Genomic DNA, 15,735 nt, shown 5'->3' with positions numbered 1-15,735 from the left:
TCAAACGGCTCCAACAAGATCAGAGGTTCAATGATGCGCTACGCGCTGGGCGTGGAATACGACGGCAGCGAATTCAAGGGCTGGCAGCAGCTTGGCGAGACCGGCTGTGCCAGTGTGCAGGCGACCTTGCAGGAGGCGCTGTCCTCGGTCGCCAATGCGCCGATCAGTGTTGTCTGTGCAGGCCGTACCGATGCGGGCGTGCACGGTGAATGCCAGGTCGTGCACTTCGATAGCGATGTCGAACGCGCCCCGCGTGGCTGGGTGCTGGGTACCACGACGCGGTTGCCGCCATCGATCTGCGTGCGCTGGTGTGTACCGGTGGTGGATGAGTTCCATGCACGGTTCTCGGCCAAGGCGCGCCGCTATCGCTATCGCATCCTCAATCGCCAGGTGCGGCCGGCGCTGTACCGGCAGATCCTGAGCTGGGACCGGCGCCCGCTGGATGCCGATGCCATGCATCGCGCGGCGCAGGCCTTGCTGGGTGAAAACGACTTTGACGCGTTCCGTAGTTCGCAATGCCAGGCCCTGCATGCGCGCCGCGAGCTGCAATCGATAGCCGTTCATCGCCAGGGAGAAGTGGTGGAGGTCGAGGTCCAGGCCAATGCCTTCCTGCATCACATGGTGCGCAATATTGTCGGTTCACTGATGATGGTGGGCGCTGGCGAAAAACCTGAAAGCTGGATCGGGGAGCTGCTGGCAGGACGTGATCGCAATCTGGCAGGGCCAACCGCACCGCCGCAGGGCCTGGTATTCGTCGGTCCGCTGTATCCTGAGGTCTGGAAGCTGCCGGACGAGGTGACGCTGTGAGCCGTACTTTGTTCCGTACCCGCATCAAGTTCTGCGGCATGACCCGTGCCGGCGACATCCGCCTGGCCACGGAGTTGGGCGTGGATGCCATCGGCTTCATCTTCGCCAAGGGCAGCGCCCGCCGGGTGGCGCCGTCCGAGGCGCGCGCCATGCGTCAGGCGATCGCACCGATGGTCGAAGTGGTGGCCTTGTTCCAGCAGAACAATCGCGAGGAAGTGCGCGAGGTGTTGCGCGCGGTGCGGCCGACCCTGTTGCAGTTCCATGGCGACGAGGACGATGCGTTCTGCCGCAGCTTCAACATGCCGTACCTGAAGGCGATTGCGATGGGGGGGCGTAGCGAGGTCACCGCCCGCGGCCTGCAGCAGATGTACCCGCATGCCGCGGGCTTCCTGTTTGACAGTCACGTGGCCGGTGGCAGTGGCGGTACCGGTGTCGCGTTTGACTGGTCGCAGATTCCGCCCGGCGTGCATCGTCCGTACCTGCTGGCCGGGGGTATTCGCCCGGAGAACGTGCACGACGCCATTCTCGCCACCCAGCCTTGGGGCGTGGATGTCTCCAGCGGCATCGAGGTCTCGCCGGGGATCAAGGATGGCTACAAGATGCGCCAGTTCGTTGAAGAAGTGCGCCGCGCCGACCTGCATGTCGAGCAGGACTGAATACGCCCGGTGTGCCTGATGCCGCGTTTCACACCACGATAGTCGGGCCTGCCGCACTCTTTGGGAAATGCCTGCAGCTCATGCCCGGGCTGATTCCCTTATGATGGTGTCCACGGCGACAAGCACGGATGCCTGCGGGAAACGGATGTTGCTGTCACAGCTTGCAGGCTGGGGCAGTTCCCGCTGAGCAGCTGGGCGCCACAAGGAAAGTGTGCATGGCGGAGTTTCTGGAAGTAGCGCTGTCCTACCCGACGTTGCCTTACAGCGTCGTGTTTGCGTTTGCTGTCATCTACTGGTTGCTGGCCGCGACCGGTATCGTCGATGACGGTGGCATTGGTAGCGGCGACGGCGCCGACTTTCATTCCCATGGTGGTGAACATGGCGCCACAGGTGTTGCCGCGATGTTCGCGCGGCTCGGCCTCGGTGGCGCGCCGACCATGCTGGTGGTGTTGCTGCTGGCCTTTTTCGGCTGGACCATCACCTATCTGGTGCAACTCTTCTTCCTGCAGTCATTGCCCGCGCCTTTGCGCTGGGGTGTCGGCACGGTGGTGGCCATTGCCGCCTTGATTCCCGGTGCGGTGGTGTCGGCCTGGGTGCTGCGGCCAATACGCCGCCTGCTGCTCAAGCTTCGGCCGGTTGCCCAGGAGTCCATCCTCGGCCGGGTTGCGCTGGTCACCTCACCAGAAGTCACCGCCACGCAGGGCTATGCCAGCATGGACGACGGCGGTGCTGGTCTGATCCTGCATGTGCGTGTACGTGATGGCAGCCGTTTGCCGCGTGGCCAACGTGTAAGGCTGGTGGAATACCTGCCCGACAAGAATCACTACCTGGTGGTCGCTGATACCGACCTGCCAGGCTTGGACGTTTTCCCTTCTGATGTATCAGGCGACAAGGAGATCCACTGATGAGTACTGCTGCGCTGGCCCCTTTCATTATCGGGGTTGCTGCCCTGCTGGTTTTTTTCCTTGGTTTGGCCGGTCTGTTCAAAGCCTTCTACAAAAAGGTTGACCAGGGCACCGCGCTGATCGTCAACGACATGAGCGCGCAACCCAAGGTGCATTTCACCGGCGCCTTGATCATTCCTGTGCTGTACCGCGCCGAGCACATGAAGATCAGCCTGATCACCCTGCAGGTTGACCGCCGTGGCAAGGAAGGCCTGATCTGCCGCGACAACATGCGCGCCGATATCACCGTTGCGTTCTACCTGCGCGTCAACGAGACCCAGGCCGATGTGCTGCGCGTGGCCAAGGCCATTGGTGCCGACCGCGCCTCGGACAAGAACGCGGTCGACGACCTGTTCAACGCCAAGTTCTCCGAAGCCTTGAAGACCGTGGGCAAGAAGTTCGACTTCACCCAGCTGTTCGAAAAGCGCCAGGAGTTCCGTGACGAAATCATCGCGGTGATCGGCAACGACTTGAACGGTTATGCGCTGGAAGACGTGGCCATCGACTACCTGGAGCAGACGCCGAAGTCGCTGCTGGACCCGAGCAACATCCTCGACGCCGAAGGCATCCGCAAGATCACCGAACTGACCGCCGCGCAGAACGTGATCACCAACGAACTGGCGCAGAACGAGCGCTTGGCCATCACCAAGAAGAATGTCGAAGCCAAGGAAGCCACGCTGGCGCTTGAGCGGCAGCAGGCCGAGGCCGAAGCACGGCAGAAGCGCGAGGTGGATACCATCCGTGCCCGCGAGGAAGCCGAGACCCTGAAGGTGCAGGAAGAACAGCGCCAGCTGTCCGAGAATGCGCGTATCGAAGCGCAGCAGCTGATCGACATCCGCGACCAGAACCGCCTGCGCGAAGTGGAAGTGGCCGAGCAGAACCGTCAGCGCGCCGTCGCCATCGAAGTCGAGCGCGTGGCACGCGCACGCCAGCTGGAGCAGGTCACCACCGATCGCGAAGTGCAGCTGCAGGGTGTTGAGCGCGACAAGGTGGTCGAGCAGGGCAAGATGGATGTTGCCAATATCACCCGTGAGCGCATCTCCATCGACAAGACCGTGGCGCAGGAAGAAGAACGCATCAAGGAAGTGCGCCAGGTGTCGGAAGCCGACCGCCTGAAGCAGGTCGCCATTCTCGAGGCCGAGGCGCAGGCGCAGGAAGCCATGCTCAAGCAGGTCAAGGAAGCCGAGGCAAGCGAGGCTGCTGCCAAGCACCGCGCGGTGGAGATCACCACGCTGGCGCAGGCCGAGTTCGATGCCGCCGGCAAGCAGGCCGAAGCCAAGAAGGCGCTGGCCGATGGCGTGCGCGCCGAGCGTGCCGCACCGGGTCTGGCAGATGCACAGGTCAAGGAAGCCAGCGCGCTGGCCATCGAGAAGGTCGGTATCGCCGAAGCGCGCGTGGTCGATGCGATGGCCGATGCCAACCTGAAGCAGGGTACGGCCGAAGCCAAGGTGCTGGCCGAGCAGCTGGCTGCGCGTGCGCAGGGCGAGGAGCAGATGGGTCGCGCCAAGGCAACGGCAACCGAAACGCTGGGCGTGGCAGAAGCCACCGTCATCGAGAAGAAGCTGTTCGCCGAGGCCGACGGTTTGACCCGCAAGTTCCAGGCCATCGATTCGCTGGGCGATACCGCACGCGGCCATGAAGAGTTCCGCATGACCCTGGAAACCGGTCTGCGTCAGGCCTTGGCGACCATCGACGCCGGCAAGGAAGTGACCAAGGAGAACGCCGAGGTCATCGCCAGCGCGTTGCGTAACGCCAAGATCGACATGGTTGGCGGTGATGGCGGTATGTTCGAGAACCTGATCAAGGCGGTGTCGCTGGGCAAGTCGATTGAAGGCTTGACCGACAAGAGCCCGATCGTGCAGGACCTGATGCAGCGCTTCCTCGGTGTGGACATGTCCGCACGCGGATTGCCTGCCCGCCGCATCGCCGACACGCCGGCGGTGGAGTCGGACGCTGGCTGAGTGAATGCATGCCCTGCGCGGTGTCATCGCGCGGGGCGGTTGCGCGCCGCAAGGTCTGTAGCATGCGGCACATGAGGATGAGGGCATCGGCGGCTCCGACCTGAGGGCGGCGTCTGCCGATGTCAGAGCAGGGAACTACCGATGGCCGATACAAATCTGGACGCTGCTGTTACGCCGGAAGGCGGCTCCATCGCCGATCAGGCGGTGGCGCAAGGCGGTGCCTATGAGGTGCTGCGCAAGCGTCTGAGTGACCAGGGCGCACGTCTGCGGCAAGTGGTGGAGGCGCTGAACCAGCGCCGGCTGCACGAATTCGGCGACAGCCGGATGGAAGTGATCGGGCGTTTCCGCATCCGCAGTGAGAACAACTGCGTGGGTCGCGACGTGGTGCAGGTCGGCGATGATCTGCTGTTGTTCGGCTACAACGTTTTCATCGGCCTGAAGACACAGACCCGCATCGAGGACGTGTTCGGACTCTATCGTCTGGTGGATGGCGCCGAGGGGTATGACGTCACCCCGGTGGATCTGAAGAACAGCTTCCTGGCGCAGGCCGGCTTCGTTCACGATTTTGGCGAGCTTTACGCCTACTACAAGAATGCGCGCCTGCTGCAGTTGATTGTGCGCGATGGAAAGTTGCTGGCGTCGTTCCAGATTGGCGAGCGTAGTACCGATGTGCGTGTGTTCCGCTGGGCGATGGCGCCCAGTGGCGAGCTGACCTATATCGATGCACGTGGCGAACGCGATATCGCGCTGCCGCCGCCGTTCGATTTTGAGTGGGTGCGTGCCGGCCGTGACATGTTGATCACCGGTCGCTTCCCGCACCTGAACATCCTCGACACGATCTTCGTCGAAACCACCGGTGGCGATCTGACCATCAAGGTCGAGAACAACACCGAGACCGGGCAGGGCGTTTACAGCGAGCCGGTCGAGGACAGCACCCAGTCGGTGGACGACGCGACCATTGATTTCGTCAGGGTTGGCTCGCTGATCCTGCTGAAGATCCAGCCCTATCGCGAAGACAGCTGGCGCGGTCTGATCTACAACACGCTGACCGGCAAGGTGGTGCGCAACGACGCCATCGTGCAGGCATGCGTGCAGCTGCCCGATGACCATGGCGTCATCTTCCCAGGCGGCTACTACCTGCAAAGCGGCGAGCACAAGGCGTTCGATGCCTCGATGCAGGGCATGCGCTACAAGCGCTCGATCCGCTCGCCCAATGGCGAGGACATGCTGTACATCTTCTACGAGCGCGAGGCTGGCAAGTCGGCGCTGTTCGTCTACAACAGCATCCAGCGCGTACTGCAGAACCCGGTGTTCGGCATGGGCTACGCCTTCATGCGCGATGGCCGCATGGTGCTGTTCAATGCCGAGAACGAGGAGCCTACGCGCGTCCATCCGATGCAGGTCTGGCAGACTCCATTCAGCAGTGATGAGTTCGCTGCACACGCACCCACCGGCACCAGCTTCATGGCCCGCATCGGCAATGCCGAGTTGGTGCGTGGCATCTCCAATCTGCTCGATCTCGGTCGCGAGATCGACAGCCGCGAGGTCTCGCTGCCCCGCTACGAGCTGCTGACCCATAACGCGCGCCGTCTGTTCGATGCCCACCATTGGCTGGATGATGCTAACTGCGACGGTGCCGCGACGCTGCTGCGCGAGATCAGTGCGACTGGCGAGTCGATGCTCGACGAGTACGAGAAGGTCGAGAGCATCCGCAAGCAGTCGGCGCAGGCGATGGCCGAGGTCACCGCCGCGCACAAGACGCTGCTTGGACGGTTGCAGCCGCAGAACTGGACAAAGATCGGTGAGTTTGTCGAATCGCTGGGTGACATAGGCAAGCTGCGCGGCCGCTTGTTGACCGTACGCGACTTCCGCTACGTGGACGTTGCCGCCATCGACGCGATGAATGTCTCCTTGCAGGAGGCGCATGACCGGGTTGGTGCAGCGGCAGGTGAGTTCCTTGGCAGCGACAAGGCGCTGCAGCCGTTCGCCGATCGGTTGCAGGAGCTGGATGCCGCCGCGCAAGTGGCGCAGACCGCCAAGCAGCTGTCCGAGCAGATCGCGCAGATGCAGGTGATGTCGGGCGATCTGGACATGCTGTCCGAGCTGATGGCCAGCCTCAAGGTGGATGACGCCGCGCAGCGCACACGCGTGGTCGAGGCGATTTCTGCGATCTACGCCAAGCTCAACCAGGCACGCGCTCGTGCGGATCAGCGCCGTCGTTCGCTGGGCTCGGCTGAAGCTGTGGCCCAGTTTGGGGCGCAGTTCTCCCTGTTCAGTCAGGCCATCACCAGTGCCCTGGGTTTGGCGACCGACCCGGAGCGCGCCGACGAACAATTGTCGCGGCTGATGGTGCAGCTGGAGGAACTGGAGAGCCAGTTCGGCGAGCATGAACAGTTCCTTGGCGACATCCTCAACAAGCGTGAGGAGCTGCTGGATACCTTCGAGTCGCATAAGCAGACTCTGCTGGATGCGCGCCAGCGCAAGGCGCAGTCGGTACTGGACGCAGCCAACCGCATCCTTGATGGCCTGGCCAAGCGCACCGAGCGCTTCACCACTGTTGATGAACTGAACGCTTTCTTCGCCGGTGACCCACTGATCCTGAAGTTGCGTGAGCTGGCCGATCGCCTGCGTAGCTACAAGGACAGCGTCAAGGCCGATGACGTGGAAGCGCGGCTCAAGGGCGTGCGCGACCAGGCAGTGCGGGCGCTGCGTGACCGCAGTGATCTGTTCGAAGGCGGCGGTAACATCATCCGTCTCGGCCGACATCGCTTCAGCGTCAACACCCAGCCGCTGGATCTGACCATCCTGCCGCGCGGCGATGGCCTGGCGGTACATCTGACTGGCACTGACTACTACGAAGCCATTGTCGATCCCGAGCTGGAAGCGCTGCGCGACTATTGGTCGGTGACGCTGGATTCGGAGTCGCCCGCACTTTATCGCGGCGAGTATCTGTCGGGTCTGCTGCTGGATGCTGCCATCAACGGCCGCGAAGGTCTCAGTGTCGAGCTGTTGCTGCGCGAAGCCGCACAAGCCGATGCATTGGCCAAGCGGGTGCGCGATTTCGCCGCGCCGCGCTACCGCGAAGGCTACGAGAAGGGCATCCACGATCATGATGCAACGCTGATCCTGCAGGCGGTTCTGCCGCTGTATCAGGCGGCCGGTTCGTTGGTGCACGCCGCGGGTCCACGCGCGCTTGCCTTGCTGTTCTGGGCGCGTGAGGGCAAGCGTGAGGAAGTGAGCCAGTGGTTGGAGCGCGCCGCCGGTGCGTTCGCCATCGCCAAGCTGTTCAATGTGCGGGACGGGCTTGAAGCCTTGCGCACGGAGATCGCGTCGACATTGGTGGCCTTCCGGGACGAGCATGGCTTGCCGTTCGATAGCGGCGTGCCGGCCTTGGCCGCAGAGTACCTGTTGGCCGAGCTTGGCAACGGCGAGCCAACCTTCTCCTTCAGCGGTTACGCGCGGCAGTTGCTCAACGGCCTGCGCGAACAGCTGCAGGCTGCCGGGCAAGCGGATGCGTTCGATCGTAGCCTGCAACGCTTGAACACACGCTTGGCCCTGCAATGGGCGCAGGCGCTGCAATGGTTGCAGGCAATGTGTGGCCAGCCGAAGTTTGCCGCCATGGCCGGCTATGTGCCGGAAGCTGCAGCAATGCTGCTCGGCGAGCGCGCTTTGCGCAGCCAGGTACGCGAGGTGACCTTGATTGCTGATGTTGGCGGACTGCTCGGTGAACACCCGCGCGTCGCCCAAGGCCATCTGCAGTTGGCGGTGGATGATTTCCTGCAGCGCTGGCAGTCGCATCGCCGCCAGTTCCAACCCGGCTTCGAGCGCTACCAGGCGCTGCGTCATCGCATCAGTGCACGCGAACGCGATTCCCTGCGGCTGAGCGAATTCCAGGCGCGGCCGCTGAGCTCGTTCGTCCGCAACAAGCTGATCAATGACGTCTACCTGCCCATCATCGGCGACAACCTCGCCAAGCAGATGGGCACGGTGGGCGAGAACAAGCGCAGCGATTTGATGGGCCTGCTGATGATGATCAGTCCGCCCGGTTACGGCAAAACCACGCTGATGGAATACGTGGCCAATCGGCTTGGCCTGGTCTTCATGAAGATCAACGGCCCGGCCCTGGGCCATGAAGTGCGTTCGCTGGATCCGGAGCAGGCGCCGGATGCCACCTCCCGGCAGGAGCTGCACAAGCTCAATCTGGCACTGGAGATGGGCAACAACACCATGCTGTATGTCGACGACATCCAGCACACCCATCCGGAGTTCCTGCAGAAATTCATCTCACTGTGCGATGGCACCCGGCGCATCGAAGGTGTCTGGAAGGGCCGCACCAAGACCTACGACCTGCGCGGCAAGAAGTTCTGCGTGGTGATGGCCGGCAACCCGTATACCGAGTCCGGCGAGGTATTCAAGGTGCCGGACATGCTGGCCAACCGTGCCGATATCTACAACCTCGGTGATGTACTCGGGGGCATGGAAGAGGCCTTCAAGCTGAGCTACATCGAGAACAGCCTGACCTCCAGCCAGGTGTTGGCGCCGATGGCGACCCGTGACCTGGCTGACCTTTACCTGCTGGTCGACAAGGCGGCGGGGAAAGACGTTTCGACCAATGCACTGAGTCATGCCTATAGCGGCGCGGAGATCAACGAGATCGTCGCCACCCTGCAGCGTTTGATGCAGGTGCGCGAGGTGGTCTACCGGGTCAACCAGCAATACATCGCCAGTGCCGCGCAGGCCGACAAGTACCGCGTCGAGCCGCCGTTCCGCCTGCAAGGCAGCTACCGCAACATGAACAAGCTGTCGGAGAAGATCTCGCCGGTGATGAATGCTGCCGAGCTGCAGCAGTTGGTGACGGATCACTATCTTGGCGAGTCGCAGCTGCTGACCAGTGGCTCCGAGGAAAATCTGCTCAAACTGGGCGAACTGCGCGAGGTATTGGATGCGACGCAGCTGGCGCGCTGGGAGCAGATCAAACGCGATTTCATGCGCGACAAAGCAATGGGCGGTGACGATGCCGACACTGGCGCGCGCATGGTCGCGCAGCTGGCCGATATCGCCAGTGGTCTACAGGGCTTGCGTGCTGATGAGCCCGCGCCGGTTGCACCAGTTGCACCGCAGGTCGAAGCACCGTGGGAGCAGATCGTGGCCTTGTTGCAGTCGGTTGCCGAGCGTCCCGCAGCGGTGGTGGCGGCGCCGCCTGCTGCAGTGGCGCCGGTTGCGCCAGTGCAGGATCTGACGCCGTTGTTGCAGGTGTTGGCGGCGGCGCAGCAGCGGCAGGGCGAGGTTGGCGATGCCTTGGCCGGCCTGGCCACACAGCTGCAGGAGTGGTTGTCCAAGGACGGCGGCGGCAGCAGCAAGCCAGCGCCACGCGTCCGGCGCGCGCGCACGCCGGAAGAGAAGGCATTGGACGAAGCGCTGATGCGGCATTTCTACGGCGGCAATGTGGTGGTGCCGGGTCAGCAGGGCAGTCGCGGCAATGCAGCGCCGGACGATGCCTGATGTGACGCCGCCATTGTTGCCGCTGCCACCGCAGACGCCGCTGCAAGCCGATGATGCGGCGGCCGTGGCCAGCTACGGCGCGGAACTACTGGTCGCGATCGAGCAACTACTGGCTACGCCGCAGACCGGAATGGCCGCAGCGCGGCTGGTCGCGGAGATGGACAACATCCGCCAGGCGATGTCGGCAGCCGATGGTCGCCAGATCCGCCGTTCGGTGGGATTGTTTGGCCGCTTGTTGGGGCGTGATGTCGAGGCGCAGGCGCGGGCCGAGCAGCTGGCGAGGCAGCTCGATATCTGTCTGCTACGTGCCGATGCCTGCGTACAGGCCTTGCAGCAGGAGCTGGGCGAGCATCTGCAGCAGATTGCCCAGGTGCAGTTGGCGGTGGCCGCCATCGATGATTGGGCTGCTGCCGGCGAGGCCATCCCGCAACCTGCCGAGGTAGTGGCACGGGCCGCGTTGCAACGGCGCCTGCAACACCTGCGTGGGCTCGCCCGCCTGCGGCAGACCGAGGCCGACCAGCTACGTTTGCTGCACGCCCAGGGCGTGGAGCTGATCGAGCGCTACCAGCGTATCCGCGACGTCTTGTTGCCGCTTTGGCGGCAGCAAAGCCTGGCTGCGCGCGCCGCCGACAAGCAGGCGCAACTTGAACAGGCTGCGCAGGCGCAGTCACGGATTCTCGACGAGGTGAGGGCCATGCAGGCTAGACTGCGCTGAGATCCACCCTGCACATGATTGCTCGCGCGCCGCGGCGCGCCACTTGCTCAAGGAGAACTGCTGATGACCCAGGATTCGTTGCCGCTGCCGGCCGGCCCTTCCGCCGATGTTGATGGCACCACGCTGGTCGCCTTGGGGCTGAGCGAAGCCGACCGCCCGCAGATCGCGCAGATCGTGCGCACGCTGGACGACATCAGCCCGGGCAATCTGCATGTATTCGGCCGTGATGCGGCGGGCAAGAGTGCGGCCTTCTCCAGTCAGCTGTTGGACCACGTGCGCAACCGCGACCTGGATGCCTCGGGCGAGAAGCTCGGTGAGGTCGTGCGTATCGCCCGCTCGCTGAAGCTGGACGGTTTGAACGAGCGTTCCAAAGTGCCGGTGATCGGTGGCCTGATCGACCGCATGCGCGCTTCCAAAGGCGAGCTGGTGCAGAAATTCAGCGACACCAACCAGCAGATCGAGAGCCTGCTGCGTGATGTCGGTGCGCAGCAGGCGCAGATGGGCCAGCGCGTCGGTGAGTTTGATCGCATGCATGCCATCGTCCGTGACGAGCGGCAGAGCCTTGGTCTGCACATCGCTGCCGGCAAGCAACGCCTGGCCGAACTCAACAACGAGTTGCACGCGCTGGTTGGTCTGGAAGATCCGCAGTCGCGCATTCGGCGTGGCGAGATCGACAACGCGATCCGTCTGCTCGACAAGCGCGTGGGTGATCTGACGGTGATGCAGCACGCGGCTGACCAGTCGCTGCCGATGATCCGCCTGATCCAGGCCAATGCGATCCAGCTGATCGAGAAATTCAACGCTGTACGCGACATCACCATCCCGTCGTGGAAGCGCCAGTTCGCCATCCAGCTGTCGCTGGGCGAGCAGAAGAATGCGGTGGATCTGTCCAATGCCATCGACGATGCCACCAATGAGCTGATGCGCCGCAATGCCGACCTGATGCGCCAGACCTCGGTGGAAACGGCCAAGGCCAACCAGCGTGCGGTGATCGATGTGGCGACCCTACGCCATGTCCACGAGCAGCTGATCGCCACGGTGGAAGAGGTGCGCAGCATCCACCGCGAAGGCATGCAGCAGCGGCAGCAGGCGGAAGTCGAGTTGGCGCGTCTGCGCGAGGATGTGCAGCAGCGGCTGGCACAGCCGACGCAGGGCGCAGGAATGTAGGAGCAGCGCTGTTTGTAGGAGCGGCGTCAGCCGCGAAGCCGGCGATGCGTCAGACGCCGTTGGCACCAGCGCCGTTGCTCCCTCCCTTTTGCGTAGCAAAGGGGAGGGTTGGGGAGGGGTAAGCTCTCAGGCCTTTCAAGTATTGTCAGCTTCGCGGCTTACGCCGCTCCTACAAAAGCTGCTTGCGCAGCCAATCCGCCAATGCATTCACACGCGGATCCTGCTGGTCGCCGGCAGTGCACAGCGCCCAGCAACCTTCAGTATCAACAAACCCCCACGGCGCGATCAGGCGGCCGTTGACCAGATCGTCAGCGACCAGTGGCTCAGGCGCAATCGCGATGCCCAATCCGGCGACAGCAGCTTCCAGCATGTAATACAGGTGCTCCAAGCCGGTGCCATAACTCAGTTCGTCCGCATCAATGCCATTGCGCGCTGCCCAGGTCGGCCACGCCTGTGGGCGTGAGCGCGTATGCAGCAGTGCATGACCACGCACGGCATCGATAGGCTGCCGGGCCAGTACATGCGCACCATGCATCGAAGGGCTGAACACCGGGCCGATCCGCTCGGGCGCCAGCGTGTGTACCTGCCAGCCGTTCGGCCAAGGGGCCTGGCCGAGCATCAGTGCTGCATCCAGCCCGTCCAGCCGCGGGGCGAAATCGCCATCCTGGGCCGCCAGATGGAGGGTCAGGCCGGGCAGGTCACGTTGCAGGTCCTGCAGGCGCGGGATCATCCAGCGCGCCAGCAGGCTGCCGGGGCAACCAAGTACGAAGGCGTCATTGCGCTGCGGCCGGCGCAGCGAGGAAATGCAGTCGCGCAGCTGCGAGAACGCGCCGGAAGTCGCCTCCAGAAGCCGATGGCCAGCGGCGTTGGGGCGGATGCCGCGGCCGTCGCGTTCAAACAGGACCAATCCCAGTTCTTCTTCCAGCGCCCGCAGTTGCCGGCTCACTGCACCATGGGTGACATGCAGCTCGGCGGCGGCCATGCTGACGCTGCGCAGCCGTGCTGCAGCCTCGAAGGCACGCAAGGCATTGAGCGAGGGCAGGGGCTGGCGGGTCTTCATGTGAGTTTTTCTAACATGTAGTCGCCAAATTATCCATTTTTATGTCATCGGCCCTGCGCTAGAGTGCTTGCCTGTTCCTTGTAGCCGTGACGTCATGACTGATTCGTCGATCTCCGATTTCCACGCCTTCCCTGATGCGCGTGGGCACTTTGGCCGCTTTGGTGGCAGCTTTGTCGCCGAAACTCTGGTCGGGCCGCTGCAGGAGCTGGCAGCCGCCTACGATCAGGCGCGGGTCGATCCGTCCTTCATTGCCGCCTACGACAAGGACCTGAAGCATTACGTAGGCCGGCCCAGCCCGATCTACCACGCCGAACGCCTTAGCAAGGACGTCGGCGGCGCGCAGATCCTGCTCAAGCGTGAGGACCTGAACCACACCGGCGCGCACAAGGTGAACAACACCATCGGCCAGGCCTTGCTGGCCGCGCGTATGGGCAAGACCCGCATCATCGCCGAGACCGGTGCCGGCCAGCACGGCGTGGCCTCGGCCACGGTCGCCGCGCGGTTGGGCATCGAATGCGTGGTGTACATGGGCGCCACCGATATCGAGCGGCAGAAGATCAATGTGTATCGGATGAAGCTGCTCGGTGCCACCGTGGTGCCGGTCAGCAGCGGCTCGGCCACGCTCAAGGATGCGCTCAACGAAGCGATGCGCGACTGGGTCACCAATGTGCGCGATACCTTCTACATCATCGGTACTGTCGCTGGCCCGGACCCGTATCCGCGCATGGTGCGTGACTTCAACGCCATCGTTGGCCGCGAGGCGCGTGCGCAGATGCTTGAATACTATGGCCGTCTGCCCGATGCGATCACCGCTTGCGTCGGTGGTGGCTCCAACGCGATCGGCCTGTTCCATGCCTTCCTCAATGACCGCGAGGTCAAGATCTACGGTGCCGAAGCTGCCGGCGACGGCATCCATACCGGCCGTCACGCCGCCTCCATTTCGGCGGGGCGCCCGGGCGTGCTGCATGGCAACCGTACCTATGTGCTGTGCGATGACGATGGCCAGATCACCGAGACCCATTCGATTTCCGCCGGCCTGGATTATCCCGGTGTTGGCCCCGAGCATTCTTTCCTGTCCGATACCGGTCGCGCGCAGTACGTGGGCATCACTGATGAGGAAGCGCTGGCCGCCTTCCATCGCCTGACCCGCATTGAAGGCATCCTGCCGGCGCTGGAATCCAGCCATGCGGTTGCCCATGCGATCAAGCTGGCGCGCGAGTTGCCCAAGGACGCGCTGGTGCTGTGCAATCTGTCCGGTCGCGGTGACAAGGACGTACACACCATCGCCGCGCGCGAAGGCTTGGTGCTGTGATGGTCGGCTTCGCGAGTCCCGGTTCGCTGCGCACGCCGTTGCTGCTGGGCCTGGTTTCGGCCTTGGCCGCATGCGCGCCGTCAGCCCCCGCGCCGGAACCTGCTGCAGCTCCGCCGGCGCCTGTTGCGCCCGCGGCAGCAAAGGCGTCCCGGGCACCCGCCCCGGCAGTGAGTCCCGCTACCAGTGCCGCGGCCGGCCTGGGTCAGTTGGGTGAGCTGCGCATCGGCGCACCGTTCGGCAAGGCACCGGGCGACAAGGCGTTCGTCTCGCACGGCATGCGTGGGGCGATGGAAGGTGACTGCGAGTACTACGACAAGGGCTCCTTGCCCGAGAACATGTCGATGATGGTGATCGCCGATCGCATAGTGCGCTTCGAGGTGAATACCCCCTTCGAACCTGGCCAGGAGGTCGCCACCCCAGCGCCTGGTGCCGAGGTGACGCCGTTCAATCTGTGGGTGGGAATGACGGTCACCCAGGCCAAGCAGCATCTGCCGGCGGGCGTGGTGACCAGTCCGCATGCCTATAACTCGCCGAACGGCGACTACCTGACCTGGACCGACAAGGCAGCCAAGCTGGCCCTGCGCCTGGAGACACTCGACGGCCTGATCACCTCGATTTACTGGGGCCAGCCCGATGCGGTTGAACTGATTGAAGGATGTGCCTGAGATGGCTGTTACCCGAATTGACGAATGCTTCGTCCGCCTGCGTGCCTCCGGCCGCAAGGCATTGATTCCCTTCATCACCGCTGGCGACCCCTCGCTGGAGGCGACCGTGCCGGTGATGCATGCGCTGGTCGAGGCCGGTGCCGACGTTATCGAGCTGGGCGTGCCGTTTTCCGACCCGATGGCCGATGGCCCGACCATCCAGCGCAGCTCGGAGCGTGCTTTGGCGCGCGGGGCAGGGCGGCAGTACGTGCTGGATACCGTGGCGCGCTTTCGCCAGACCGATGCGACCACCCCGGTGGTGTTGATGGGTTATCTGAATCCGGTTGAGATCCGCGGTTATGCGCGCTATGCCGAAGAGGCTGTGGCAGCTGGTGTGGACGGCATTCTGCTGGTCGATCTGCCGCCGGAAGAGGCTGATGAGCCACGAGCGGCGTTTGCCGAAGCCGGCCTGGCCCTGATCCTGCTGGCCTCGCCGACCAGTAGCGATGCGCGCCTGGACAGCCTTTGCCAGGCGGCGCAGGGCTATCTGTATTACGTCAGCTTTGCTGGCGTGACCGGAGCCTCCGAGCGCCTGGACAGTTCCGCGGCCGGTGAGCGCCTGCGCCTGCTGCGCAGCCGTTCCAGCGCGCCGGTAGTTGCGGGCTTCGGCATCAAGGACGCGGCCAGCGCGGCGGCGATGGCGGCGGATGCCGACGGTGTGGTGGTTGGTAGTGCGTTGGTCTCAGCCATGGATGAGATGATCGATCCGGTGGCCGCGGCTGCAGCATTTCTCAAGCCGCTGCGCGAAGCCCTGGATCGCTGAACGGCGTGACCTGTAGTGGGGGGGGGGGGGGGGGGGGGGGGGGGGGGGCGGCGGGGGGGGCGGGGGCTCGGAGCTGGGGGGAGCGGGGGCGGGGAGGGGGACGGGGCGGTCGCGGGGCGCGGGGGCGGCCCCGGGGCGCGGCGG

Annotated in this window: 11 protein-coding genes; 10 read left to right on the top strand and 1 reads right to left on the bottom strand. The window is 64.1% G+C overall.

Going from position 1 to position 15,735, the window contains the following annotated elements; genetic code table 11:
* Positions 1-33: 33 nt before the first annotated feature.
* The 7 genes from truA to ACVOLL_RS16720 all read left to right on the top strand — a co-directional run bounded on the left by truA (position 34) and on the right by ACVOLL_RS16720 (position 11,752).
* Positions 34-807, top strand: a complete 774-nt coding sequence (gene truA, locus ACVOLL_RS16750; protein WP_481513943.1) for a tRNA pseudouridine(38-40) synthase TruA — start codon at positions 34-36, stop codon at positions 805-807.
* The gene (locus tag ACVOLL_RS16745) at positions 804-1,463 is read left to right on the top strand and encodes a phosphoribosylanthranilate isomerase (RefSeq protein ID WP_481513916.1); all 660 of its coding nucleotides are present in this window, start codon (positions 804-806) and stop codon (positions 1,461-1,463) included. The genes truA and ACVOLL_RS16745 overlap by 4 nt, the downstream gene beginning before the upstream one ends.
* Positions 1,464-1,678: 215 nt before the next feature.
* The gene (locus ACVOLL_RS16740; protein ID WP_481513915.1) at positions 1,679-2,368 is read left to right on the top strand and encodes a hypothetical protein; all 690 of its coding nucleotides are present in this window, start codon (positions 1,679-1,681) and stop codon (positions 2,366-2,368) included.
* The gene (locus ACVOLL_RS16735) at positions 2,368-4,368 is read left to right on the top strand and encodes a flotillin family protein (RefSeq protein WP_481513914.1); all 2,001 of its coding nucleotides are present in this window, start codon (positions 2,368-2,370) and stop codon (positions 4,366-4,368) included. Before ACVOLL_RS16740 ends, ACVOLL_RS16735 begins: the two co-directional genes overlap by 1 nt.
* Positions 4,369-4,509: 141 nt before the next feature.
* Positions 4,510-9,870 carry a DNA repair ATPase gene (locus ACVOLL_RS16730; RefSeq protein WP_481513913.1) on the top strand — a complete coding sequence of 1,787 codons (5,361 nt, stop codon included), beginning with the start codon at positions 4,510-4,512 and terminating at the stop codon, positions 9,868-9,870.
* Positions 9,863-10,585 (top strand): hypothetical protein, encoded by a 723-nt coding sequence (locus ACVOLL_RS16725; RefSeq protein ID WP_481513912.1) that lies wholly within the window; start codon positions 9,863-9,865, stop codon positions 10,583-10,585. Before ACVOLL_RS16730 ends, ACVOLL_RS16725 begins: the two co-directional genes overlap by 8 nt.
* 63 nt (positions 10,586-10,648) lie before the next feature.
* The gene (locus ACVOLL_RS16720) at positions 10,649-11,752 is read left to right on the top strand and encodes a toxic anion resistance protein (protein WP_481513911.1); all 1,104 of its coding nucleotides are present in this window, start codon (positions 10,649-10,651) and stop codon (positions 11,750-11,752) included.
* A gap of 169 nt (positions 11,753-11,921) precedes the next feature.
* On the opposite strand, the gene ACVOLL_RS16715 is transcribed toward ACVOLL_RS16720, so the two are convergent.
* Complete coding sequence (locus ACVOLL_RS16715) at positions 11,922-12,812, bottom strand: LysR family transcriptional regulator (RefSeq protein WP_481513910.1); 891 nt, start codon at positions 12,810-12,812, stop codon at positions 11,922-11,924.
* Positions 12,813-12,906: 94 nt separating this feature from the next.
* Here ACVOLL_RS16715 and trpB point away from each other — a divergent pair, with 94 nt between their 5' ends.
* From trpB to trpA, 3 genes are all read left to right on the top strand, one after another.
* Complete coding sequence (gene trpB, locus ACVOLL_RS16710) at positions 12,907-14,124, top strand: tryptophan synthase subunit beta (protein WP_481513909.1); 1,218 nt, start codon at positions 12,907-12,909, stop codon at positions 14,122-14,124.
* Positions 14,125-14,291: 167 nt separating this feature from the next.
* Positions 14,292-14,789: a hypothetical protein gene (locus tag ACVOLL_RS16705; RefSeq protein ID WP_481513908.1), complete on the top strand. Its 498-nt coding sequence runs from the start codon at positions 14,292-14,294 to the stop codon at positions 14,787-14,789.
* 1 nt (position 14,790) lies between these two features.
* Complete coding sequence (trpA, locus tag ACVOLL_RS16700; protein ID WP_481513907.1) at positions 14,791-15,591, top strand: tryptophan synthase subunit alpha; 801 nt, start codon at positions 14,791-14,793, stop codon at positions 15,589-15,591.
* The last annotated feature ends 144 nt before the right edge of the window (positions 15,592-15,735 follow it).

The organism is Stenotrophomonas sp. STEN035 (genome assembly GCF_056759935.1).
The sequence above is the reverse complement of the archived record's forward strand: the minus strand, read 5'-3'. Positions and strand labels throughout refer to the sequence as shown.

What these genes read in the sequence shown, in the direction of transcription:
- truA (WP_481513943.1), top strand. Translation starts at nt 34, where the DNA reads ATGCGCTACGCGCTGGGCGTGGAATACGACGGCAGCGAATTCAAGGGC.
- ACVOLL_RS16740 (WP_481513915.1), top strand. Translation starts at nt 1,679, where the DNA reads ATGGCGGAGTTTCTGGAAGTAGCGCTGTCCTACCCGACGTTGCCTTAC.
- ACVOLL_RS16735 (WP_481513914.1), top strand. Translation starts at nt 2,368, where the DNA reads ATGAGTACTGCTGCGCTGGCCCCTTTCATTATCGGGGTTGCTGCCCTG.
- ACVOLL_RS16730 (WP_481513913.1), top strand. Translation starts at nt 4,510, where the DNA reads ATGGCCGATACAAATCTGGACGCTGCTGTTACGCCGGAAGGCGGCTCC.
- ACVOLL_RS16725 (WP_481513912.1), top strand. Translation starts at nt 9,863, where the DNA reads ATGCCTGATGTGACGCCGCCATTGTTGCCGCTGCCACCGCAGACGCCG.
- ACVOLL_RS16720 (WP_481513911.1), top strand. Translation starts at nt 10,649, where the DNA reads ATGACCCAGGATTCGTTGCCGCTGCCGGCCGGCCCTTCCGCCGATGTT.
- ACVOLL_RS16715 (WP_481513910.1), bottom strand. Translation starts at nt 12,812, where the DNA reads ATGAAGACCCGCCAGCCCCTGCCCTCGCTCAATGCCTTGCGTGCCTTC.
- trpB (WP_481513909.1), top strand. Translation starts at nt 12,907, where the DNA reads ATGACTGATTCGTCGATCTCCGATTTCCACGCCTTCCCTGATGCGCGT.
- trpA (WP_481513907.1), top strand. Translation starts at nt 14,791, where the DNA reads ATGGCTGTTACCCGAATTGACGAATGCTTCGTCCGCCTGCGTGCCTCC.